The 22,179-nt window shown below is 71.9% G+C and carries 16 protein-coding genes and 1 riboswitch; of the genes, 11 read left to right on the forward strand and 5 right to left on the reverse strand.

Features of this window, described 5'->3' with window-relative positions; translation table 11 throughout:
- Positions 1 to 152 precede the first annotated feature (152 nt).
- Positions 153 to 383 carry a hypothetical protein gene (locus ACFVZW_RS26930; protein WP_329115038.1) on the reverse strand — a complete coding sequence of 77 codons (231 nt, stop codon included), beginning with the start codon at positions 381 to 383 and terminating at the stop codon, positions 153 to 155.
- A gap of 432 nt (positions 384 to 815) precedes the next feature.
- Between ACFVZW_RS26930 and ACFVZW_RS26935 the strand changes: the two genes are divergently transcribed.
- The 5 genes from ACFVZW_RS26935 to ACFVZW_RS26955 all read left to right on the forward strand — a co-directional run bounded on the left by ACFVZW_RS26935 (position 816) and on the right by ACFVZW_RS26955 (position 7,181).
- Positions 816 to 2,933: a type IIA DNA topoisomerase subunit B gene (locus ACFVZW_RS26935; RefSeq protein WP_384526203.1), complete on the forward strand. Its 2,118-nt coding sequence runs from the start codon at positions 816 to 818 to the stop codon at positions 2,931 to 2,933.
- Positions 2,934 to 3,047: 114 nt separating this feature from the next.
- A complete protein-coding gene (locus ACFVZW_RS26940; protein ID WP_384526206.1) occupies positions 3,048 to 4,220 on the forward strand; it encodes a sensor histidine kinase in 1,173 nt (390 codons plus the stop codon).
- A complete protein-coding gene (locus ACFVZW_RS26945; protein WP_384526209.1) occupies positions 4,217 to 4,975 on the forward strand; it encodes a response regulator in 759 nt (252 codons plus the stop codon). Before ACFVZW_RS26940 ends, ACFVZW_RS26945 begins: the two co-directional genes overlap by 4 nt.
- A 98-nt stretch (positions 4,976 to 5,073) precedes the next feature.
- On the forward strand, positions 5,074 to 5,586 hold the full coding sequence (locus ACFVZW_RS26950) for a DUF485 domain-containing protein (protein ID WP_384526212.1): 513 nt from the start codon (positions 5,074 to 5,076) through the stop codon (positions 5,584 to 5,586).
- Positions 5,583 to 7,181: a cation acetate symporter gene (locus ACFVZW_RS26955; RefSeq protein WP_384526215.1), complete on the forward strand. Its 1,599-nt coding sequence runs from the start codon at positions 5,583 to 5,585 to the stop codon at positions 7,179 to 7,181. Before ACFVZW_RS26950 ends, ACFVZW_RS26955 begins: the two co-directional genes overlap by 4 nt.
- 15 nt (positions 7,182 to 7,196) lie before the next feature.
- Here the strand turns inward: ACFVZW_RS26955 and ACFVZW_RS26960 are convergent, their stop codons facing one another.
- Positions 7,197 to 7,880, reverse strand: coding sequence for a response regulator (locus tag ACFVZW_RS26960; RefSeq protein WP_384526218.1), 684 nt, complete (start codon positions 7,878 to 7,880; stop codon positions 7,197 to 7,199).
- Positions 7,877 to 9,565 (reverse strand): ATP-binding protein, encoded by a 1,689-nt coding sequence (locus ACFVZW_RS26965; RefSeq protein ID WP_384526221.1) that lies wholly within the window; start codon positions 9,563 to 9,565, stop codon positions 7,877 to 7,879. The genes ACFVZW_RS26960 and ACFVZW_RS26965 overlap by 4 nt, the downstream gene beginning before the upstream one ends.
- Before the next feature lie 206 nt (positions 9,566 to 9,771).
- Here ACFVZW_RS26965 and ACFVZW_RS26970 point away from each other — a divergent pair, with 206 nt between their 5' ends.
- Entirely contained in the window at positions 9,772 to 10,824 is a 1,053-nt protein-coding gene (locus ACFVZW_RS26970) for a CobW family GTP-binding protein (protein WP_384526224.1), read from the forward strand.
- Here ACFVZW_RS26970 and ACFVZW_RS26975 read toward each other — a convergent pair.
- Positions 10,821 to 13,277 carry a DNA topoisomerase (ATP-hydrolyzing) subunit A gene (locus ACFVZW_RS26975; RefSeq protein ID WP_384526227.1) on the reverse strand — a complete coding sequence of 819 codons (2,457 nt, stop codon included), beginning with the start codon at positions 13,275 to 13,277 and terminating at the stop codon, positions 10,821 to 10,823. The genes ACFVZW_RS26970 and ACFVZW_RS26975 overlap by 4 nt on opposite strands.
- Positions 13,278 to 13,535: 258 nt before the next feature.
- Between ACFVZW_RS26975 and ACFVZW_RS26980 the strand changes: the two genes are divergently transcribed.
- From ACFVZW_RS26980 to ACFVZW_RS26995, 4 genes are all read left to right on the forward strand, one after another.
- Entirely contained in the window at positions 13,536 to 14,882 is a 1,347-nt protein-coding gene (locus ACFVZW_RS26980) for a M16 family metallopeptidase (RefSeq protein WP_384526230.1), read from the forward strand.
- 26 nt (positions 14,883 to 14,908) lie between these two features.
- Positions 14,909 to 16,276 (forward strand): M16 family metallopeptidase, encoded by a 1,368-nt coding sequence (locus ACFVZW_RS26985; protein WP_384526277.1) that lies wholly within the window; start codon positions 14,909 to 14,911, stop codon positions 16,274 to 16,276.
- Between the two features lie 203 nt (positions 16,277 to 16,479).
- A riboswitch (cyclic di-AMP (ydaO/yuaA leader) is annotated at positions 16,480 to 16,646 on the forward strand.
- A gap of 12 nt (positions 16,647 to 16,658) precedes the next feature.
- Entirely contained in the window at positions 16,659 to 17,441 is a 783-nt protein-coding gene (locus ACFVZW_RS26990) for a M23 family metallopeptidase (protein ID WP_384526233.1), read from the forward strand.
- Between the two features lie 166 nt (positions 17,442 to 17,607).
- Positions 17,608 to 18,291: a GntR family transcriptional regulator gene (locus ACFVZW_RS26995; RefSeq protein ID WP_384526236.1), complete on the forward strand. Its 684-nt coding sequence runs from the start codon at positions 17,608 to 17,610 to the stop codon at positions 18,289 to 18,291.
- A 150-nt stretch (positions 18,292 to 18,441) separates the two neighbouring features.
- Here the strand turns inward: ACFVZW_RS26995 and ACFVZW_RS27000 are convergent, their stop codons facing one another.
- The gene (locus ACFVZW_RS27000) at positions 18,442 to 18,723 is read right to left on the reverse strand and encodes an HPr family phosphocarrier protein (protein WP_030118648.1); all 282 of its coding nucleotides are present in this window, start codon (positions 18,721 to 18,723) and stop codon (positions 18,442 to 18,444) included.
- A 176-nt stretch (positions 18,724 to 18,899) separates the two neighbouring features.
- Here ACFVZW_RS27000 and ACFVZW_RS27005 point away from each other — a divergent pair, with 176 nt between their 5' ends.
- Entirely contained in the window at positions 18,900 to 22,169 is a 3,270-nt protein-coding gene (locus ACFVZW_RS27005; RefSeq protein ID WP_384526240.1) for a GNAT family N-acetyltransferase, read from the forward strand.
- The last annotated feature ends 10 nt before the right edge of the window (positions 22,170 to 22,179 follow it).

The following is a 22,179-nucleotide window of genomic DNA, read 5'->3' on the forward strand; positions in this document are numbered from 1 at the left end:
CCCGCAGCCGCGCCCTGCCGCGCGCTCGCGGGGCCGCTGGGGGCCCGCGGGGCGGGGCGGGCCCCCCGCCCCCGCCGCGCGGGCGGCGGCCCCCCCCCCCCCCCCCTCGTCCGGTCAGCGACCGGCCCTTGGCTCGTCGTGGATGCGAGGTGTCAGCGGTCCTCGTCTACTGCCTTGGCCGGCACGTCGGTGAGCCGGTCCGTCTCATCCTGTATTTCCGCGGCGATCTTCTTGAGTTCCGGCTCGAACTTGCGCCCGTGGTGGGCGCAGAAGAGCAAGTCACCGCCGCTGGTCAGGACGACGCGCACGTACGCCTGGGCGCCGCAGCGGTCGCAGCGGTCAGCGGCCGTCAGGGGGCTCGCGGGGGTCAGAACAGTAGTCACGTCGCCTCTTCTCTAGCTCGACGAGCTGTCGTACCAGGGTCAACATCCAACCAGGCCGAAAACGTTCCCGCTCGTGGCTTTTCCTCGAAACTTCTTCCCGAGGTGGCTGTCTGCTGCCGGTTGGCGGCGAATGAGCCGTATTGCGTCGCTCTACGGATTTCGCATTGCTTGTCTCGGTTCGTCCTCCCGGCTGGGTTGCCGGTTGTTCATGAGGACGTGCCCGGAGCCTAAATGGTTCATGCCTCGAAGGGAACGTGATGTTCACGTCACCCCTTCGAGGGATCGAACACTCATGCGACTCTGCACTAGCATGAGAAATCAGGAGGGTGGCGTGACAACGGCTCTACCAGGCATCGGTACCCTCAGACCGGTGAACGACGCCGGGCCTTACCCCACCGGGCCACTTTTCAAATTCAGCGAGGAGCGAACCGCGTGACCGCCGAAACGTCCGTGCCTTCCAGTGCGCTGCTGACCGCAGACCGTGACGGTTCCAACTACACCGCGCGGCACCTGCTCGTACTCGAAGGGCTCGAAGCGGTCCGCAAGCGCCCCGGCATGTACATCGGGTCCACCGACAGCCGCGGCCTGATGCACTGCATCTGGGAGATCATCGACAACTCGGTCGACGAGGCCCTCGGCGGCTACTGCGACCGCATCGACGTGATCCTCCACGACGACGGCTCCGTCGAGGTGCAGGACAACGGCCGGGGCATCCCGGTCGACGTCGAGCCCAAGACCGGGCTCTCCGGCGTCGAGGTCGTCATGACGAAGCTGCATGCCGGCGGAAAGTTCGGCGGCGGCTCGTACGCGGCCTCCGGCGGTCTGCACGGCGTGGGCGCCTCCGTGGTGAACGCGCTGTCGGCCCGGCTCGACGTCGAGGTCGACCGGAACAGCGCCACGCACTCGATCAGCTTCCGTCGCGGTGTCCCCGGCATCTTCACCGAGCAGGGCCCCGACAGCCCCTTCGACCCCGCCAACGGGCTACTGAAGGGCAAGCGCGTCCCGAAGACCCGCACCGGCACCCGCGTGCGGTACTGGGCCGACCGCCAGATCTTCCTCAAGGACGCCAAGCTCTCCCTGGAGACGCTCCACCAGCGCGCCCGCCAGACCGCCTTCCTGGTGCCCGGCCTGACCATCGTGGTCCGCGACGAGCGCGACCTGGACGGCGTGGGCAAGAGCGAGGAGACCTTCCGCTTCGACGGCGGCATCAGCGAGTTCTGCGAGTTCCTCGCGCAGGACAAGGCCGTCTGCGACGTCCAGCGGCTGACGGGCACGGGCACCTTCAAGGAGACCGTCCCGGTCCTCGACGACCGCGGCCACATGACCCCCACAGAGGTCACCCGTGAGCTGGGCGTCGACGTCGCCCTGCGCTGGGGCACCGGCTACGACAGCACGGTCAAGTCCTTCGTCAACATCATCGCCACGCCCAAGGGCGGCACCCATGTCTCCGGCTTCGAGCAGGCCATCACCAAGACGGTGAACGAGGTCCTGCGCTCCGCCAAGATGCTGCGCGTCGCCGAGGACGACATCGTCAAGGACGACGCCCTGGAGGGGCTCACGGCCGTCGTGACGGTCCGGCTCGCCGAGCCGCAGTTCGAGGGCCAGACCAAGGAGGTGCTCGGCACCTCGGCCGCCCGTCGGATCGTCGCCAACGTGATCGCCAGGGAGCTCAAGGCCTTCCTCACGTCCACCAAGCGTGATGCCAAGGCCCAGGCCCGGGCCGTCCTCGACAAGACCGTGGCGGCCGCCAGGACCCGGATCGCCGCCCGCCAGCACAAGGACGCGCAGCGCCGTAAGACCGCGCTGGAGTCCTCCTCGCTCCCGGCGAAGCTCGCCGACTGCCGCAGCGACGACGTGGAGCGCAGCGAGCTCTTCATCGTCGAGGGAGACTCCGCGCTCGGCACCGCCAAGCTCGCCCGCAACAGCGAGTTCCAGGCCCTGCTGCCGATCCGGGGCAAGATCCTCAACGTCCAGAAGTCCTCCGTCTCGGACATGCTCAAGAACGCCGAGTGCGGAGCGATCATCCAGGTCATAGGAGCCGGCTCGGGCCGCACCTTCGACATCGACGCCGCCCGGTACGGCAAGGTCATCATGATGACCGACGCCGACGTCGACGGCTCCCACATCCGCACGCTGCTGCTGACCCTCTTCCAGCGCTACATGCGGCCCATGGTCGAGCAGGGCCGCGTCTTCGCCGCCGTGCCGCCGCTGCACCGCGTCGAGCTCGTCCAGCCCAAGAAGGGCCAGGACAAGTACGTCTACACGTACTCGGACAACGAGCTGCGCCAGACGCTGCTCGAGTTCCAGCGCAAGGGCGTCCGCTACAAGGACGCGATCCAGCGCTACAAGGGTCTCGGCGAGATGGACGCCGACCAGCTGGCGGAGACGACCATGGACCCGCGGCACCGGACCCTGCGCCGGATCAACATCGGCGACCTGGAGTCGGCCGAGCACGTCTTCGATCTGCTGATGGGCAACGACGTGGCTCCCCGCAAGGAGTTCATCACCAGCTCCGCGGCGACGCTCGACCGCTCGCGGATCGACGCCTAGCCCGGCGCGTCCGGCCGACCCTCCACCCAGGGGTGGAGCCGCCGAGTTCCACCCCTGAGGCGATCACGGACGCGTCTTCCCTCCGTAGCATCGAAGCGACGGAGGGGGACGGACATGTACGGCGGCAGGACGACCAGGCGATGGCTCGTGTGGCCCGCGCCCGAGGCGCTGACCCGGGTCGGTGTGCCACGCGGCCGCCTCGTGATCGACGGCCTGCTGCTCACCGCGATCTGCTCGTGGATCGTGGTGAGCGCGTACGGCTCGGGAGCCTTCCCCGGCTGGTACGGGGTCCTGCCCCCGCTCGGCCTCGCCCTCTGCGTGGCCGCGGTCGTCGCCTATCACGCGACGACCCTCGCCCATCAGCTCGCGCGGTCGCTCGGGCTGCTCACCCTCGTCGCGGCGGTCGGGCTCGGCGCCCACGCCGCCGGAGCCGATGTCTCCGCGACGCTGGTCTGGATCGTCGTCTCGGTCACGGCGATGGAGCGACTCCCGCTGCTCGTCGCCCTGGTCACCGTGCTGGTCCTCGCCGGAGGCTTCGTCGACGCGGACGAGACCGGGTTCCTGGGTGCCGGAGTGACCACGGCCGCCGTGCTGCTCACCGGGTACTCCCTCCGGCTGGACGCCCAGGCCCGCAGCGCCGGGTTCCGGCTGCTGGCGCAGGAGCGGGCGGCCCGGGAGGCGGAGGCGGCCTCCGCGGCCTTGACCGAGCGGGCCAGGATCGCCCGGGAGATCCATGACGTGCTGGCGCACAGCCTCTCCGCGCAAATGGTTCACCTGGAGGCCGCGCGCCTGCAGATAGAGGCCGGCGCCCGGCGGGAGGACGTCCTCGAGCGGGTGGCCGCCGCCCGCTCCATGGCCCGCGAGGGACTCGCCGAGACCCGGCACGCACTCTCCGCACTGCGCGGCGACATGGTGCCCGTCGAGGAGTATCTGCGGGAGCTGGCCCGCGGGGACCGGGCCGAGGTCGAGGTGGTCGGTGAGCGCAGGCCCCTGCCGGCGGAGGCCTCACAGGCGGTACGGAGAGTGGCCCAGGAGGCCCTCACGAACGTACGCAAGCATGCGCCGGGGGCCAGGACGCGGCTCCGGCTCGCCTACGGGACGGGGGAGATCGCCCTGGAGATACGGGACTCGGGTGCGGCCGGTGATGCCGAGGGCGCGGGGCTGCGCGGTTCGGGCTCCGGTTACGGCCTCCTCGGTATGAGGGAGCGCGCCGAGCTCCTGGGCGGCACGCTGGAGGCCGGTCCCGAGGACGAAGGGTTCGCGGTGCGGCTGAGGGTGCCGGCATGAGCGGTCGGAACGCGCAGCACGACAACGGCCGGGTCGCGCGTGTGATCGTGGCCGACGACCAGTCCATGGTGCGCGAGGGCATCGTGCTCGTGCTCGGACTGCTGCCCGGCATCGAGGTCGTCGGAGCCGCCAGGGACGGCGAGGAAGCCGTCGCGCTGACCGCGGAACTCGCCCCCGATGTGGTGCTGATGGACCTTCGGATGCCGCGGTGCGACGGCGTGGAGGCGACCCGGCGCATCCGCTCCGAGCACCCGGACACCGAAGTCGTCGTACTGACCACCTATGCCGACGACGACTCGCTCTTCCCGGCACTGCGCGCCGGGGCCCGCGGCTATCTCACCAAGGACGCGGGCGGCGAGGAGATCGTACGGGCCGTCCATGACGTGCTCGACGGACGGGCCGGGCTGGCGCCCGCCGTCCAACGGAGGCTTCTGGAACAGCTGATGGCCCAGCCTCAGGGGCGTTCACCGTTCCGGGGAGGCCCCGCCGAGGCGGCGCAGGGCGGATGGCGCGGGCCGCAGCACGGGGAGTCAGGACCCGACGGACTCACCGAGCGCGAGGCCGAGGTGCTCGGCCTGGTCGCGGACGGACTCTCCAACCAGGAGGTCGCCCGCCGGCTGGGCATCTCCACGGCGACCGTCAAGACGCACATCAACAATCTCTTCGCCAAGATCGGCGTGCGTGACCGGGTGCAGGCCGTCCGGTACGCATATCAGCACGGGCTCGTCGCCCCACCTGGCGAGACCATCACCTGATGGGGTGAAGAGCGGGAGGAGAAGAGTCCTGGATCTTCCCGCTCTGTCCATCCTTGGGCACGCGGCCGAAACGGTTCGCTGACAAGGAGAGTTCACCGGTGGAGAAGCACGAAGGGCCGGGCCTCCCGGCAGTGCGGATCGACGACCCCTGGTACGACGCACTGGCCGCCGGTTGGGGTGAGGCGGCCGAGACCGAGACGCCGGCCGGCGCCCCGGCGCACAACGCGCCGGCGGACGGAGCCGTTCCGCGACAGCAGCCGGCCCACAGCGCTGCCGACATCTACCTGGCGGTCCAGCGCAGCCCCGCCTTCCAGGAAGTGCGCAGCCGCTACCGGCGGTTCGTGATCCCCGCCGCCCTCGGCTTCCTCCTCTGGTACCTCGCCTATGTCGTGGCGGCGACCGTGGCGCCCGGACTGATGGCCCGGCCCGTCGCCGGCGCGGTGAATGTGGCGATGATCGCCGGACTCGGCCAGTTCCTCACCACCTTCCTGCTGACCTGGGCCTATGCCCGGCACGCCCGGCTGCGCCGGGACCGGGCGGCGCTGGAACTGCGCTGGACCGTGTACGACGAAACGCGCGCGCAGGAGATGACGCGAGGGGGCCTGCGGTGACCGACGACCATCAGACGCTCGCACTGCTGCTGTTCAGCGCGTTCATCGCGGTGACGCTGGGGATCACCACCTGGGTGAGCCGCAACCGGCACGGCTCCGCGGAGGAGTTCTACGCAGGCGGACGGCTGTTCTCCCCCATGGAGAACGGTTTCGCCATCGCCGGCGACTACATGTCCGCCGCGTCCTTCCTCGGCATCTCGGGCCTCATCGCGCTCTTCGGCTACGACGGGATGCTGTACTCCGTCGGCTTCCTCGTCGCCTGGCTGGTCGTGCTCCTCCTGGTCGCCGAACTGGTACGCAACTGCGGTCGGTTCACGCTCGCCGACGTCGTCGCCGCCAGGATGGCGGAGCGCCCCGTCAGGATCGCCGCCGGAACGTCCTCCGTCACCGTCTCCGTGCTCTACCTGGTGGCCCAGATGGTGGGAGCCGGCAGCCTGGTCGCGCTCCTCCTCGGCGGCACGAGCGAGGCGGCCCGGTCCTGGACCGTGATCGGCGTCGGCGCCCTGATGGTCATCTACGTGTCGCTGGGCGGGATGCGCGCGACCACCTGGATCCAGATCGTCAAGGCGGTGCTCCTCATGGCCGGCACGATCGCCCTCACGGTGCTCGTCCTGCTGCGCTTCCACGGCGACTTCAACCAGCTGCTCACCGCCGCCGCCGAGCGCAGCGGGCACGGACGGGACTTCCTCGCACCGGGGCTGCGCTACGGCGGAGAGTGGACCGCGCGCCTCGACTTCATCAGCCTCGGCATCGCGCTCGTCCTGGGCACCGCGGGCCTGCCGCACATCCTCTCCCGCTTCTACACCGTGCCCACCGCGCGGGCGGCCCGCCGTTCGGTCGTCTGGGCCATCGGCCTCATCGGCGGCTTCTATCTGATGACGATCGTCCTCGGCTTCGGCGCGGCCGCGATCATCGGCCCCGACGCCGTCCGCGCCTCCAACGCCGCCGGGAACACCGCCGTGCCGCTCCTGGCGCTCGACCTCGGCGGGGGAGCGGGTTCGACCGGCGGCACCGTGCTCTTCGCGATCGTCGCAGCCATCGCCTTCGCCACCATCCTGGCCGTCGTCGCCGGCATCACGCTCGCCTCCTCCGCCTCCGTGGCCCACGATCTGTACGCCTCGCTGCGCCGCCGCAACGCGCATGCGAAGCAGTACAGCGAGGTGACAGTGGCCCGCCTGGCCGCCGCCGGGATCGGGGTGGCCGCGATCGGCCTCGGACTGCTCGCCCGGGACCTCAACGTGGCGTTCCTGGTCGGACTCGCCTTCGCGGTCGCCGCCTCCGCCAACCTCCCCGTGCTCCTCTACTCGCTCTTCTGGCGGAAGTTCACCACGCGGGGCGCCGTGTGGTCGGTGTACGGAGGGCTGATCCCGGCCGTCCTGCTGGTCGTGCTCTCGCCGGTCGTCTCCGGCAGTCCCGACGCGCTCTTCCCGGGCGTCGACTTCCATGTCTTCCCGCTCCAGAACCCGGGCGTGGTCTCCATCCCGCTCGGCTTCCTGGCCGGCTGGATCGGCACGGTCACCTCCTCCGAGCCGCCGGACGCGGCCAAGCACGCGGAGACGGAGGTCAGGGCGCTGACCGGCGCAGGCGCGGTGTGAGCCCCGGGCGGGAGTTCAGCGGGCGGCCGGGGCCCAGACGTAGCGGTGCTCGGGGCGGCCGGTCTCGCCGTACTTCAGCGAGAGGCGGACGCGGCCGGTGCGTTCGAGCAGCTTGAGATAGCGCTGGGCGGTCTGCCGGCTCACCCCGGCCCGCTCGGCGATCTCCTGTGCCGACAGGGCCCCGTCGGCGGCGAGCAGCACCTGTCGTACCAGCTCAGCCGTGGTGGGGGAGTGACCCTTCGGCAGTTCGGGTTCGGCCGCGCCCGCCGACAGGGCGCCGAAGAACCGGTCCACCTCCGCCTGTTCGGCCTCGCCGCCGCCGTCGAGGGCGTGGCGCAGGGCGGCGTACGCCTCCAGCTTGGCGCGCAGTCCGGCGAAGGTGAACGGCTTCACCAGGTACTGGAGCGCACCGTGGCGCATCGCGGCCTGGACCGTCGCCACGTCGCGTGCCGCGGTCACCATGATCACGTCGGTCTGGTGGCCCTGCCGGCGCAGCTCCCGTACGACCGCGAGTCCGTTCTCGTCCGGCAGGTAGTGGTCGAGCAGGATGAGGTCGACCGGGACCTCACCGAGGCGGGTGATCGCCTCCGCGGTCGAGTGGGCGGTGGCGGCGACGCGGAACCCGGGCATCTTCGTCACATAGGCCGCGTTGATCCGCGCGACGCGAACGTCGTCGTCCACGACCAGTACGTCGATCATCGCGGCTCCTCGCTGACCCGGACCATGGCGGGCTCCTGCGCGGACTCCGGCTCGGGCGCCGGTTCGCCCAGTGCCTCCGGGAGTACGACGGTGAACTCGGCGCCTCCGTCCGGCCCGTCCGCGACGCGGGCACTGCCGCCCCGGCGCTCGGCGAGCCGGCGCACCAGGGCCAGGCCCAGACCCCGCTTGCCGTGCGACGGCAGCTCCTTCGTGGTCCAGCCCTCGGTGAAGATCAGTTCGCGGCGGTCGTCCGGGACGCCCGGGCCGCTGTCGGTGACCCGCAGGACGGCGGTGCGCCCCTCGGCCCGCAGCGCGATCTCGACGCGCGGCTCTGCCGTGCCCGCGGCGGCGTCCAGGGCGTTGTCGACGAGGTTGCCGACGACGGTGACCAGCTCGCGCGGGTCCACCAGACGGTCGGGGAGCAGCGAGTCGGACGAGATCCGCAAGGACACGCCCCGCTCCGCGGCGACCGTGGCCTTGCCGACCAGCAGCGCGGCGAGCAGCGGGTCGTGGACCTTCTCCGTGACCTGCTCCGCGGTGGCCCGATGGACGCCGACGACTTCGGTGACGAACTCGACCGCCTCCTCGTGCATCTCCAGCTCGAGGAGGCCCAGAAGGGTGTGCAGCCGGTTCGCATGCTCGTGGTCCTGGGCGCGCAGGGCGTCGATCAGGCCGCGGGTGGAGTCCAGCTCGCGGCCGAGCCGCTCCAGCTCGGTGCGGTCGCGCAGGGTGGCCACGGCGCCGCCGTCGTCCGTCGGCATCCGGTTGGCGATGAGGACGCGGTGGCCGCGGACGGTCACCAGATCCTCGCCCGTGACCCGCCCGGCCAGCACATCGGCCGTGCGGCCGGGACCGAGGGCCGCCTCCAGCGGCCGGCCCGTGGCCTCCGGGCCGATCCCGAGGAGGCGCTGGGCCTCGTCGTTCATCAGGCGCACGCGGCCGGTGCGGTCCAGGGCGACGACACCCTCGCGGATGCCGTGGAGCATGGCCTCGCGCTCCGCGAGCAGCGCGGAGATATCGGAGAACGCCAGGTCGTGGGTCCGCCGCTGCAGCCTGCGGGAGATCAAGTACGCGGCGAGGGCGCCGGCCGCGAGCGCGCCGCCGGCGTACGCGAGGAGGCCCGGGATCGCGCCGAGCAGCCGGTCCTGGACGCTGTCGTACTCGATGCCGACGGACACCGCGCCGACGATCGTCCCGTCAGGGCTCCGCAGAGGGGCCTTGCCGCGCGCGGAGCGGCCCAGGGTGCCGCTGTCGATCTCCATGACCTCGTGCCCGGCGAGCGCCTCGCTGGGGTCCGTGGAGACGCGCCTGCCGATCTGCGCGGGGTCGGTGTGGGACCAGCGCACGCCGCGGGTGTCCATGACGACGACGTACTCGGCGCCGGTGGACTGCCGGATCCGCTCGGCCTCCGCCTGCACGGGGCCTTGGGCGGAGGGCGCGGAGCCCTTCAGCGCGGAGGCGACCTGCGGGGAGGCGGTCGTCTCGGCGATGGCGAGGGCGCGGCGCATCGCCTGGTCGTCGAGCTGGGCGCTGAGCGGGGCGAGGAAGAGGCCGGTGGCCAGCACCGTGACACCGGTCGCGATGGCCAGCTGCATGAGGAGGACCTGCGAGAAGACCCGCTGCGGCCAGCCGAACCGCCGGCGTCGCGCGGGGGGCGGCGGCGGGGTGGTCGGTGCGGGGCTCATGGCAGGAACGGTACGGGGAGGGCGCCCGGGACCGGAAATGTGCGGGGCCCTGGGCGGGCGGCGGTGGGCAGTCGCGTCGGACCGGGTACGCGTGGGCCCTTGCCCGCCGTCGGCGACAGACCGCAGGTGGGGTGTGGGCCGGTCGGGGTGGCGGCTGCCTATTCTGGGGGCTTTGGTGTGTGTCGAGTCGTCGGAGGGGTTTTCCCTTGAGCAAGCAGCAGATCCCCGTCGTCGTCCTCTCCGGGTTCCTCGGATCGGGCAAGACGACGCTGCTCAACCATCTGCTGCGCAGTGCCCGGGGCACCCGGATCGGGGTCATGGTCAACGACTTCGGTGACATCGGCATCGACGCCATGACCGTCGCCGGGCAGGTCGGGTCCACCGTCTCGCTCGGCAACGGATGCCTCTGCTGCGCCGTCGACGTGAGCGAGCTGGACGAGTACCTGGAGGTGCTCACCCGGCCCGAGCTGCGCCTCGACGTGATCGTGATCGAGGCGAGCGGGCTCGCCGAGCCCCAGGAGCTGGTGCGGATGGTGCTCGCCAGTGAGAACGAGCGGATCGTCTACGGCGGGCTCGTGCAGGTCGTCGACGCGGCCGAGTTCTCCGCCACGCGCGCGCGGCACCCCGAGACCGACCGGCATCTCGCCCTCGCCGACCTGGTCGTGGTCAACAAGGCCGACCGGGTGGGGGAGCGGGAGCTGGACGCCGTCCACGCGGCCGTCAGTGGACTCGCGGGACCCGCCGCGGTGGTCCGCGCCGCGCACGGACGCGTCGACCCCGAGCTTCTCTTCGACCGAGTGGTGCCCGACGGCGAGATCGAGGGGCAGATGTCCATCGAGGACCTGCTCTACGGAGATCCCGACGACGACCACGACCATCCGCATGCCGTCTACGAGACCCTCTCCCTGGCCTCGGAGACCGCCCTGCACCCGCGCAGACTGATGGAGTTCCTGGACTCCCGCCCGGAGGGCCTCTACCGCATCAAGGGTTTCGTCGACTTCGGCGCCGCCGACCCCGACAACCGCTACTCCGTGCACGCCGTCGGCAGGTTCCTGCGCTTCTACCCCGAGCCCTGGCCGACCGGCGAGGAGCGGCTCACCCAGCTCGTCCTCATCGGCTCCGGCGTCGACGGCGACGCCCTGCGCAAGGAGCTCGACGGCTGCCGCGTGAACGGCCCGCAGGACGCCCCCGACGAGCACAGCATGTGGGGCGTCCTGCGGTACGTACAGCAGCCGGACGAGCCGGCTCCGGAGCTCTAGCTCGCCGGGCCCGCCAGGACCGCGACCGGCTTCGGCAGCGGGGTGCCCGAGCCGTCACGGCGTGGGTCGATCTCGGGGAGATCCACCGGGGCGCCGGTCTTCTGAGCGGCGAACGCCGGGGTCGCGCCCGCCCAGGCGAGGATGAGCACGTCCTCGCCCTTCAGGAAGCGCTGGCAGCGCACGCCACCCGTCGCACGCCCCTTGCGGGGGTACTGGTCGAACGGCGTCAGCTTCGCCGACGTCGCGGCGGAGTCGTCCAGCGTGCCCGTGGAACCCGCCACCGTGAACACGACCGCGTCCGCCGCCGGGTCCACCGCCGTGAACGAGATCACCTCGGCGCCCGCGGTCAGCTTGATGCCCGCCATGCCGCCCGCGGGGCGGCCCTGGGGCCGTACCTGCGACGCCTGGTAGCGCAGGAGCTGGGCGTCGGAGGTGATGAAGACCAGGTCCTCCTCGCCCGTGCGCAGCTCGGTCGCGCCGACGATCCGGTCACCGTCCTTGAGGGTGACGACCTCCAACTCGTCCTTGTTCGCCGGATAGTCCGGAACCACGCGCTTCACGACACCCTGCAGGGTGCCGAGCGCCAGGCCCGGCGAGGACTCGTCGAGCGTGGTCAGGCAGACCACCGTCTCGTCGTCCTCCAGCGTGAGGAACTCCGCCAGCGGCGCCCCGCCCGCCAGGTTCGGCGCGGCGGCCGTGTTCGGCAGCTGCGGCAGGTCGATCACCGCGATCCGCAGCAGCCGTCCGGCGGAGGTCACGGCGCCGATGTCGCCGCGCTGCGTCGCCGGGACCACGGAGACGATCACGTCGTGCTTGGCGCGCTTGCCCTCCGCGGCGGCCGGGATCTCCTCCGTCGCCGTACGGGCCAGCAGACCCGTCGAGGACAGCAGGACCCGGCAGGGGTCGTCCGCGACCTCGAGGGACGCGGCGGCGACGGGCGCGCCCGCCGACTCCAGCAGGACCGTGCGCCGGTCGGTGCCGAACTTCTTCGCCACCGCGGCCAGTTCGCCCGAGACCAGCTTGCGCAGCTCGCTGTCGGAGTCCAGGATCCCGGTCAGCTCGTCGATCTCGCCGTTGAGCCGGTCGCGCTCGGTCTCCAGCTCGATGCGGTCGAACTTGGTGAGCCGGCGCAGGGGGGTGTCCAGGATGTACTGCGTCTGGACCTCGCTCAGCGAGAAGTGCTCGATCAGGCGCTCCTTGGCCTGCGCCGAGTTCTCGCTGGAGCGGATGAGGCGGATGACCTCGTCGATGTCGAGCAGCGCCACGAGCAGACCCTCGACCAGGTGCAGCCGGTCGCGCTTCTTGCCGCGGCGGAACTCGGAGCGGCGGCGCACCACGTCGAAGCGGTGGTCGAGATAGACCTCGAGGAGCTCCTTGAGGCCCAGCGTGAGCGGCTGGCCGTCGACCAGCGCCACGTTGTTGATGCCGAAGGACTCCTCCATCGGCGTCAGCTTGTAGAGCTGCTCCAGGACCGCCTCGGGCACGAAGCCGTTCTTGACCTCGATGACCAGGCGCAGGCCGTGGGCGCGGTCGGTGAGGTCCTTGACGTCCGCGATGCCCTGCAGCTTCTTGGAGCCGACCAGATCCTTGATCTTGGAGATCACCTTCTCCGGGCCGACCGTGAAGGGCAGCTCGGTGACGACGATGCCCTTGCGGCGGGCCGTCACGGTCTCCACCGTCGTCGTGGCGCGGATCTTGAACGTGCCGCGGCCGTTCTCGTACGCGTCCTTGATGCCGGACAGGCCGACGATCCGGCCGCCCGTGGGCAGGTCGGGGCCGGGCACGAAACGCATCAGCGCCTCGAGGTCCGCGTTCGGGTGGCGGATCAGGTGCCGGGCGGCCGCGATCACCTCGCCCAGGTTGTGCGGCGGCATGTTCGTCGCCATGCCGACGGCGATGCCGGACGCGCCGTTGACCAGCAGGTTCGGGTACGCCGCCGGGAGGGCGACCGGCTCCTGCTCCTGACCGTCGTAGTTCGGCGCGAAGTCGACGGTGTCCTCGTCGATCGACTCGGTCATCATCAGCGCCGCGGCGGCCATCTTCGACTCGGTGTACCGCATGGCGGCCGGCGGGTCGTCGTTGCCGAGGGAGCCGAAGTTGCCGTGGCCGTCGACCAGGGGCACCCGCATGGAGAAGGGCTGCGCCATGCGGACCATCGCGTCGTAGATCGACGAGTCGCCGTGCGGGTGCAGCTTGCCCATGACCTCGCCGACGACGCGCGCGCACTTCACATAGCCGCGGTCGGGGCGCAGGCCCATCTCGTTCATCTGGTAGACGATCCGGCGCTGCACGGGCTTCATGCCGTCCCGGGCGTCCGGCAGCGCGCGGGAGTAGATCACCGAGTACGCGTACTCGAGGAAGGAGCCCTGCATCTCGTCGACGACGTCGATGTCGAGGATCCTCTCCTCGAACGCGTCTTCCGGCGGCGGTGTCTTCGTGCTGCGGCGGGCCATCGCGGCTGCGGCTCCTTCACCAACAAGGTTGATCTGACGCGGACCATTGTGGACCGTCCCACCGACAACGCCGACCGCGACCCGGGTACGGCCCGCCGAGGACCGTGCGGGAGCCGTCCGCCGGATCCTACGTCAGCCGTCCGGGACGCCCCTGCGACCCGGAAGAGGGACGCCTCGAACCTGCGGGAACTTCGCGAGGTGTCGGTGCGCTTGCATAGGGTGGCAGGACTTTTCCATATCGCGATCGAAGGGACGTACATGCCCATGGGTCACACGGCCACGGCAGAGGCCGGCTCCGGCGGCCTGACAGCGACCGAGCACCGGCTGGCCAACGGCCTGCGGGTGGTGCTCTCCGAGGACCACCTGACCCCGGTCGCCGCGGTCTGCCTCTGGTACGACGTCGGCTCGCGCCACGAGGTCGCGGGCCGCACCGGCCTCGCCCATCTCTTCGAGCACCTGATGTTCCAGGGCTCGAAGCAGGTCCACGGCAACGGCCACTTCGAGCTGGTGCAGGGCGCGGGCGGCTCGCTCAACGGCACGACGAGCTTCGAGCGCACCAACTACTTCGAGACCATGCCCACCCACCAGCTGGAGCTGGCGCTCTGGCTGGAGGCGGACCGCATGGGCTCGCTGCTCGCGGCCCTGGACGACGAGTCCATGGAGAACCAGCGGGACGTCGTCAAGAACGAGCGCCGCCAGCGGTACGACAACGTGCCCTACGGCACGGCCTTCGAGAAGCTCACCGCCCTCGCGTACCCCGACGGCCACCCGTACCACCACACGCCGATCGGCTCCATGGCCGACCTGGACGCGGCCACCCTCGAGGACGCGCGGTCCTTCTTCCGCACGTACTACGCGCCGAACAACGCGGTGCTCTCGGTCGTCGGCGACATCGACCCCGCGCAGACCCTGGCCTGGATCGAGAAGTACTTCGGCTCGATCCCGTCGCACGACGGCAAGCGGCCGCCGCGCGACGGCACCCTTCCGGACACCATCGGCGAGCAGCTGCGCGAGGTCGTCGAGGAGGAGGTCCCGGCCCGCGCGCTGATGGCCGCCTACCGGCTCCCGCACGACGGCACGCGCGAGTGCGACGCCGCGGACCTGGCCCTGACGGTCCTCGGCGGCGGCGAGTCCTCGCGGCTCCACAACCGCCTGGTCCGCCGCGACCGCACGGCGGTGGCCGCGGGGTTCGGCCTGCTGCGGCTGGCCGGCGCGCCCTCGCTGGGCTGGCTGGACGTCAAGACGTCCGGCGGTGTCGAGGTGCCCGAGATCGAGGCCGCCGTCGACGAGGAGCTGGCCAGGTTCGCCGCCGAGGGCCCGACGCCCGAGGAGATGGAGCGCGCCCAGGCCCAGTTGGAGCGCGAGTGGCTGGACCGGCTCGGCACGGTCGCGGGCCGGGCCGACGAACTGTGCCGCTTCGCGGTCCTGTTCGGCGACCCGCAGCTCGCCCTCACCGCCGTGCACCGGGTGCTGGACGTCACCGCGGAGGAGGTGCAGGCGGTCGCCAAGGCCCGGCTGCGCCCGGACAACCGCGCGGTGCTCGTCTACGAGCCGATCGGTACCGAACAGAGCGACAGCGACGAGGAAGAGGGAGCGGACCAGTGACCGACGCTGCCGCGTCTTTGACGAGCATGACGTTCCACCCGCAGCCGGAGGCGGGCACCGCGAAGCCCTGGGCCTTCCCGGCCCCGGACCGCGGAGCGCTGGACAACGGCCTGACGGTGCTGCGCTGCCACCGCCCCGGCCAGCAGGTGGTGGCCGTCGAGATCTTCCTCGACGCCCCGCTGGACGCCGAGCCCGAGGGCCTGGACGGCGTGGCCACGATCATGGCCCGCGCCCTCTCCGAGGGCACGGACAAGCACTCCGCCGAGGAGTTCGCCGCCGAGCTGGAGCGCTGCGGCGCCACGCTCGACGCGCACGCCGACCACCCGGGCGTACGGGTCTCCCTGGAGGTCCCCGTCTCCCGGCTGCCCAAGGCGCTCGGCCTGCTCGCCGAGGCGCTGATCGCGCCCGCCTTCCTCGACACCGAGGTCGAGCGCCTGGTGCGCAACCGGCTCGACGAGATCCCGCACGAGACGGCCAACCCGGCCCGCCGGGCGGCCAAGCAGCTCTCCAAGGAGCTGTTCCCGGCCACCTCGCGCATGTCGCGGCCGCGCCAGGGGACCGAGGAGACCGTGGAGGCGATCGACGCCACGGCCGTCCGCGCCTTCTTCGAGGCGTACATGCGGCCCTCCACGGCCACGGCCGTCATCGTCGGCGACCTGACCGACGTGGACCTGGACAAGGTCCTCGCCGAGTCGCTGGGAGCCTGGACGGGGAACGCGGCCGAGCCGCGCCCCGTCCCTCCGATCACGGCCGACGACACCGGCCGGGTGGTCATCGTGGACCGGCCGGGAGCCGTCCAGACCCAGCTGCTCATCGGGCGCGTCGGCGCCGACCGGCACGACCGTGTCTGGCCGGCCCAGGTCCTCGGCACGTACTGCCTCGGTGGCACCCTCACCTCCCGTCTGGACCGCGTCCTGCGCGAGGAGAAGGGCTACACCTACGGCGTCCGTGCCTTCGGCCAGGTGCTGCGCTCCGACGGCCAGGGCCACGGCGCCTCGATGCTCGCCATCAGCGGCTCCGTCGACACGCCCAACACCGGCCCGGCACTTGACGACCTGTGGAAGGTGCTGAGCACGCTCGCCGCCGAGGGGCTGACGGACGCCGAGCGCGACGTGGCCGTGCAGAACCTGGTGGGTGTGGCGCCGCTGAAGTACGAGACGGCCGCCTCCGTCGCCGGGACGCTCGCCGACCAGGTCGAGCAGCACCTTCCGGACGACTTCCAGGCGCAGTTGTACGCGCGCCTGGCCGAGACCGGCACGGTGGAGGCGACCGCGGCGGTCGTGAACGCCTTCCCGGTGGACCGTCTCGTCACCGTGCTCGTCGGTGACGCGGCGCAGATCGAGGAGCCGGTGCGCGCTCTCGGCATCGGCGAAGTGACCGTCGTCACCGGCTGATTGAGTCGTCCGCGCGCCGCTTCGAGGACCCCGCCATCACAGTATGGCGGGGTCCTCCCCTTTGTCCGGATTAAGGGAGAGGGTGGCTGTATGACCTGTGGCATGTCTTACAAACGGGCGTGTCTGTTTGCTGATTGAAAGACAGTCCGCTTAGCGTCGGTCCGGCTGTTCGCCAGTTGCACCCGCCGCGAGCCCGTGGCATCGGACAGTCATCGCCGAGTCCCCGTCAGGCGCGAGCCTGGGGAGCCGGGGACCCATACGAAGTCCCTGGGGTGAATCGGACGCCTTCGCATCCGTGCGGAGGGGCCCGTAGGAGACCTTCCTGCTCCGAACCCGTCAGCTAACCCGGTAGGCGAGAAGGAAGGAAAGGATCAGCCACTACATGGCGTTCACCCGTGCCACCGGGAAGCATCGTGGTCCGAGCCGTCTGGCGCGCCGCAGGGCGGGCATCGCCGGCGTCGCGACCATCGCCACCACCGGCGTCATCGGAACCCTCGCCTCCCCGGCGCTCGCCGCCGACGCGGACGCCCCCTCCTTCGAGGACACCGGCCTGACCCAGATCGTCGCCGCGGACTCCCTCGCCGACACGATCGACGCCCAGGCCGCCGCCCAGGAGCGCGAGGCCGCCGAGGCCATCGAGCGGGCCAAGGCCGAGGCCCGGGCGAAGGCGGAGGCGAAGCGCAAGGCCGAGGCCCGCGCCAAGGAGGTCCGCGAGGCCAAGGAGCGCGCCGCCCGCGAGGCCGAGCGCAAGCGCCTGAACTCCTTCCAGCTCCCCGTCGCCGGTTCGTACGTGACCACCAGCTACCAGGCCGGTGGCGCGCTCTGGTCCTCCGGCAGCCACTCCGGCGTCGACTTCCACGCCGCCTCCGGCAGCCGGGTCGTCTCCGTCGGCTCCGGCACCGTCGTCGAGGCCGGCTGGGGCGGCGCGTACGGCAACAACATCGTCATCCGGATGAACGACGGCACGTACACCCAGTACGGTCACCTGTCGTCCATCAGTGTCTCGGTCGGCCAGTCCGTCACCCCGGGCCAGCGGATAGGCCTCTCGGGCTCGACCGGCAACTCGACCGGCCCGCACCTCCACTTCGAGGCGCGCACCACCGCCGAGTACGGCTCCGACATCAACCCGGTCGCGTACCTGCGCGCCCGCGGCGTGAACGTCTGACCGCTGCCCGCGAAGCAGGCGTCAGAAAAGCCCCGGCTCGTCCTGAGCCGGGGCTTTTCGCTGGCCAAAAGATATGCATGTTCCCGGATCTCCTTCGGAAATTCCGCCCCGCTGCAATAGAGTCGCCGACGAACCGGTTTCGCGCGGATCAAGGCGGAGGTCGAAGATGCGCATTCCCGCGCAGTCGGTATGCACGGCGATTCGGGACGACATCGTGTCCGGGGTCCTCCCGTGCGGCAGTCGGCTGACCGAGGAGCAGTTGGCCCGCCGTTACGGGGTCTCCCGCGTCCCCGTCCGTGAGGCGCTGCGCACCCTGGAGTCCGAGGGCTTCGTGATCAGCCGCCGCCATGCGGGCGCCCATGTCGCCGAACCCACCGAGCAGGAGGCGGCGGACCTGCTGGACGTACGGGCACTGCTCGAGCCGCTGGGCGCCGCCCGCGCCGCCCAGCGCCGCACCGACGCCCATCTCAAGGTGCTGCGTGGCCTGGTCAGGCTGGGGCAGGAACGGGCCAGGCGCGGCCAGGGCGAGGATCTGCGCTCGCTCGGCGGCTGGTTCCACGAGACGCTGGCACAGGCATCCGGCAGCCCGGCGCTCACGGCGCTGCTCACCCAGCTGCGGCACAAGATCGCCTGGATGTACGCGGTCGAGCCCGCCGCCCAGCCCGTCGAGGCATGGGCCGAGCACGGGGCGATCGTCGACGCGGTGGCGCGCGGCGACGCCGAACGGGCCCGCGCGCTGACCGCGCTGCACGCCGAGCGCTCGCTGGCGCAGCACCGGCTCAAGCACCGGGAACGCGGACGTGTGAGGGCTTCGCAACACGTCGTAAACACCGCGAGTGCCCGGAATTAACACACGGGCCGTATACAAAGAATAGGAATTCTCGGGGCTCTGTTTGTGTTGCCCCGGATTCCGGAAAGTCGGCGGTCGGGTTCGGCGAGGAAATGCAAATGGAGCCGCACTCGCCGTCATTTCGGCGTGTGCGGCTCCATCGGAATTCGGTCAGACGGTCTCGGGGAGCTCCTCGAGTCCCTCGGCAACCAGCTTCGCCAGACGGTCCAGAGCGGCCTCGGCGCCATCGGCGTCCGAAGCGAGCACGATCTCCTCGCCGCCCTGCGCGCCCAGACCGAGCACCGCGAGCATCGACGCGGCGTTCACCGGGTTGCCGTCGGCCTTGGCGATCGTCACGGGGACGCCGGAGGCCGTGGCGGCACGGACGAAGATGGAGGCGGGGCGGGCGTGCAGGCCCTCGGCCCAGCCGACGTTGACGCGGCGCTCAGCCATGGTGTTGCCCTTCAAGTCTCAAGCGGGTTGTCTAGACCAGTCTCTCACGGGTGGCGGGGTGCTCGTAGCCGACCTTCGGCCCCTGTCCCAGGGCCGATCGGTCCTCCCTACCTTGCATGGCACGCAGACGCCGCGCGACCGGTGCCACGGACGTACCCCGGCCGTACGCTGGCCCCATGCAGAGCGCGTCGGAACAGCCGGAACAACCGGAACACGCCTACCCCGACCACTGGGAAGCGGATGTGGTCCTCCGTGACGGCGGCACCGCGCGCATCAGGCCCATTACCGTCGACGACGCCGACCGGCTGGTCAGCTTCTACGAGCAGGTCTCGGACGAGTCGAAGTACTACCGCTTCTTCGCGCCCTACCCGAGGCTCTCGGCCAAGGACGTGCACCGATTCACCCATCACGACTTCGTGGACAGGGTCGGTCTCGCGGCGACCGTCGGCGGGGAGTTCATCGCCACCGTCCGGTACGACCGCATCAACGCCCAGGGGCTGCCGGCCAGCGCCCCCGCCGACGAGGCCGAGGTCGCGTTCCTGGTCCAGGACGCGCACCAGGGGCGGGGCGTGGCCTCCGCGCTGCTCGAACACATCGCCGCGGTGGCGCGGGAGCGGGACATCCGACGGTTCGCGGCGGAGGTGCTGCCCGCCAACTCGAAGATGATCAAGGTCTTCACGGACGCCGGCTACACCCAGAAGCGCAGCTTCGAGGACGGCTCCGTACGGCTGCACCTCGACCTGGAGCCCACCGACCGCTCGCTGGCCGTGCAGCGCGCCCGGGAGCAGCGGGCCGAGGCGCGCTCGGTGCAGCGGCTCCTCACCCCCGGCTCGGTCGCCGTCATCGGGGCCGGACGCGCGCCGGGAGGGGTGGGGCGGACGGTCCTGCGCAACCTGCTGGACTCCGGGTTCACCGGCCGTACGTACGCCGTGAACCGCGCCCTCGGGGACGGGGCCGCCACGCTCGACGGGGTGCCGGCCTTCCGCTCCGTCGGGGACGTCGGCGAACCGGTCGACCTGGCGATCGTGGCCGTGCCCGCCGAGCGGGTGCCCGAGGCGGTCGCCGACTGCGGCGAGCACGGGGTGCAGGGCCTGGTCGTGCTCTCGGCGGGGTACGCGGAGAGCGGCCCGGAAGGGCGGGAGCGGCAGCGTGAACTGGTGCGGCAGGCCCGCTCGTACGGGATGCGGATCATCGGACCCAACGCGTTCGGCATCATCAACACCTCGGCCGACGTCCGGCTGAACGCCTCGCTCGCGCCGCAGATGCCGGCCGCCGGGCGGATCGGGCTCTTCACCCAGTCCGGCGCGATCGGCATCGCGCTGCTCGCCGGACTCCACCGGCGGGGCGCGGGCCTCTCCTCCTTCATCTCCGCGGGCAATCGGGCGGACGTCTCGGGCAACGACTTCCTCCAGCACTGGTACGACGACCCCGCGACCGACGTCGTCCTGCTCTACCTGGAATCGATCGGGAACCCCCGGAAGTTCACCCGGCTCGCCCGGCGGACGGCGGCGGTCAAACCGGTCGTGGTGGTCAAGGGCGCCCGGCACAGCGGGAGCGCGCCGCCGGGACACCGGGTACCGGTCACGCGCATCGGGCACGCCACCGTCTCCGCGCTGCTCCGGCAGGCCGGGGTCATCCGCGTCGACACGGTCACCGAACTCGTCGACGCGGGCCTGCTCCTCGCGGGCCAGCCGTTGCCGACCGGGCCCCGGGTGGCGATCCTCGGCAACTCCGAGTCGCTCGGACTGCTGACGTACGACGCCTGTCTGACGGAGGGACTCCGTCCGCAGCGTCCGATCGACCTGACGACGGCGGCGACCCCGGCCGACTTCCGCGACGCGCTGGCGGCGGCGCTCGTGGACGACGCGTGTGACGCGGTCGTGGTGACGGCGATCCCGTGGGTCGGCGAGAACGGCGCCGTCGAGTCGGGCGACGGCGAGGTCCTCGCGGCCTCGCTCCGCGACGCGGTCGCCTCGGCCCCGAACCCGGCGAAGCCGGTGGTCGTCGTCCACGTGGAGATGGGCGGCCTCGCGGAAGCCCTCGCCGTCGCGACCAGCACCCGACCGACCCCCCGCAGGGGCACGGCGGGGGCCACCGGCTCCCCGACGGGTGGGGGGCCGCTGCCGACGGGCGCCGCGCACGGGCCGTCGGCGGGAACCCCGCGCGGGGCACCCGCGCCGGCCTCGACGCCGTCGGCGGGAAGCGACGTGCCGGAGCGTCCTCCGACCGCCACGCCGGGGCCCACCGACGGCACTCCCGCCGGCCGCCCGCCGGCGCCCGGCACCGTACCGACGCGCCCGCCGGCGCCCGGCACCGTACCGACGCGCCCGCCCGCGCCCGGCACCGTACCGACGAGCACGCCCGGGTACGGCGGCGCTCCGGCCGGCCGGACCGGCACCGGAACGCCCACACCTGCCGGCGCCGGAGGCCCGTCCGGGACCACCGCGTCGGCGCCCGCCGTGGGTGGTCCGTCCGCTTCCGCCGGTCAGCCCAGGGCTGCCGCCGCGGCGCCCGCCGTGGGTGGGCGGGACGTCGGTGAAGGCGACGCCCCCGGTGGTGACGATGCGCCGCGGCCCGGGGCCATCCCCGCCTATCCCGCCGCCGAGCGGGCCGTGCGGGCGTTGGCCGAGGCCGTGCGGTACGGGGAGTGGCGGCGGCAGGCCGCCGAGCCCGGGCGGGTACCCGAGTTCGAGGACATCGACGAGGTCGGGGCCGCAGCCCAGATCGAGCGCGTGCTCGGCGGGGACGTGGACGCCCGGGGCGTGACCCTCGACGCCGACGCGGCCGGCGAGCTCCTCGGCCGGTACGGCATCGCCGTGCTGCCCACCCTGCCCGCGCCCACCCCCGACGACGCCGTCCTGGCAGCCGCCCGCCTCGGCTACCCCGTCGCCCTGAAGACGACCGCCCCCCATCTGCGCCACCGCCCCGACCTCGGAGGGGTACGCCTCGATCTGGCCACCGAGGAGCAACTCCGGACGGCGTACGCCGAATTGACCGAGGTCCTCGGCAAGCCCGCCGAGCTCCAGCCGGTCGTCCAGGCCATGGTGCCGCGCGGCGTGGACACCGTCGTGCGGTCCGCCATCGACCCGGCCGTCGGCGCCGTGCTCTCCTTCGGACTCGCCGGAGCCGCCTCCGAGCTGCTCGGCGACATGTCCCACCGGCTCGTCCCGGCGACCGAACGGGACGCCTCCGAGCTCGTACGGTCCATCCGCACCGCCCCGCTTCTGTTCGGCTGGCGCGGTTCCGCGCCCGTCGACACCCCGGCCCTGGAGGAGCTGCTGCTGCGGGTCTCCCGGCTCGTCGACGACCACCCCGAGGTCGTCGCGATCGCCCTGGAGCCCGTCGTCGTCGCCGCGCACGGCCTCTCCGTGCTCGGCGCCATCGTCCGTCTCGCCCCGCCCCCGCCCCGCACGGACCTCGGTCCGCGCCGCCTCCCCAGCTACTGAGCGACGCACC

Origin of the sequence: Streptomyces sp. NPDC059567 (genome assembly GCF_042735655.1) — a bacterium.
In the GTDB taxonomy this organism is placed as follows: domain Bacteria; phylum Actinomycetota; class Actinomycetes; order Streptomycetales; family Streptomycetaceae; genus Streptomyces.

Bases quoted from the DNA above. Each gene is read 5' to 3' on its own strand.
- ACFVZW_RS26940 (WP_384526206.1), top strand. From the start codon at position 3,048: ATGTACGGCGGCAGGACGACCAGGCGATGGCTCGTGTGGCCCGCGCCC.
- ACFVZW_RS26945 (WP_384526209.1), top strand. From the start codon at position 4,217: ATGAGCGGTCGGAACGCGCAGCACGACAACGGCCGGGTCGCGCGTGTG.
- ACFVZW_RS26960 (WP_384526218.1), bottom strand. From the start codon at position 7,880: ATGATCGACGTACTGGTCGTGGACGACGACGTTCGCGTCGCGCGGATC.
- ACFVZW_RS26965 (WP_384526221.1), bottom strand. From the start codon at position 9,565: ATGAGCCCCGCACCGACCACCCCGCCGCCGCCCCCCGCGCGACGCCGG.
- ACFVZW_RS26975 (WP_384526227.1), bottom strand. From the start codon at position 13,277: ATGGCCCGCCGCAGCACGAAGACACCGCCGCCGGAAGACGCGTTCGAG.
- ACFVZW_RS26980 (WP_384526230.1), top strand. From the start codon at position 13,536: ATGCCCATGGGTCACACGGCCACGGCAGAGGCCGGCTCCGGCGGCCTG.
- ACFVZW_RS26985 (WP_384526277.1), top strand. From the start codon at position 14,909: ATGACGTTCCACCCGCAGCCGGAGGCGGGCACCGCGAAGCCCTGGGCC.
- ACFVZW_RS26990 (WP_384526233.1), top strand. From the start codon at position 16,659: ATGGCGTTCACCCGTGCCACCGGGAAGCATCGTGGTCCGAGCCGTCTG.
- ACFVZW_RS26995 (WP_384526236.1), top strand. From the start codon at position 17,608: ATGCGCATTCCCGCGCAGTCGGTATGCACGGCGATTCGGGACGACATC.
- ACFVZW_RS27000 (WP_030118648.1), bottom strand. From the start codon at position 18,723: ATGGCTGAGCGCCGCGTCAACGTCGGCTGGGCCGAGGGCCTGCACGCC.
- ACFVZW_RS27005 (WP_384526240.1), top strand. From the start codon at position 18,900: ATGCAGAGCGCGTCGGAACAGCCGGAACAACCGGAACACGCCTACCCC.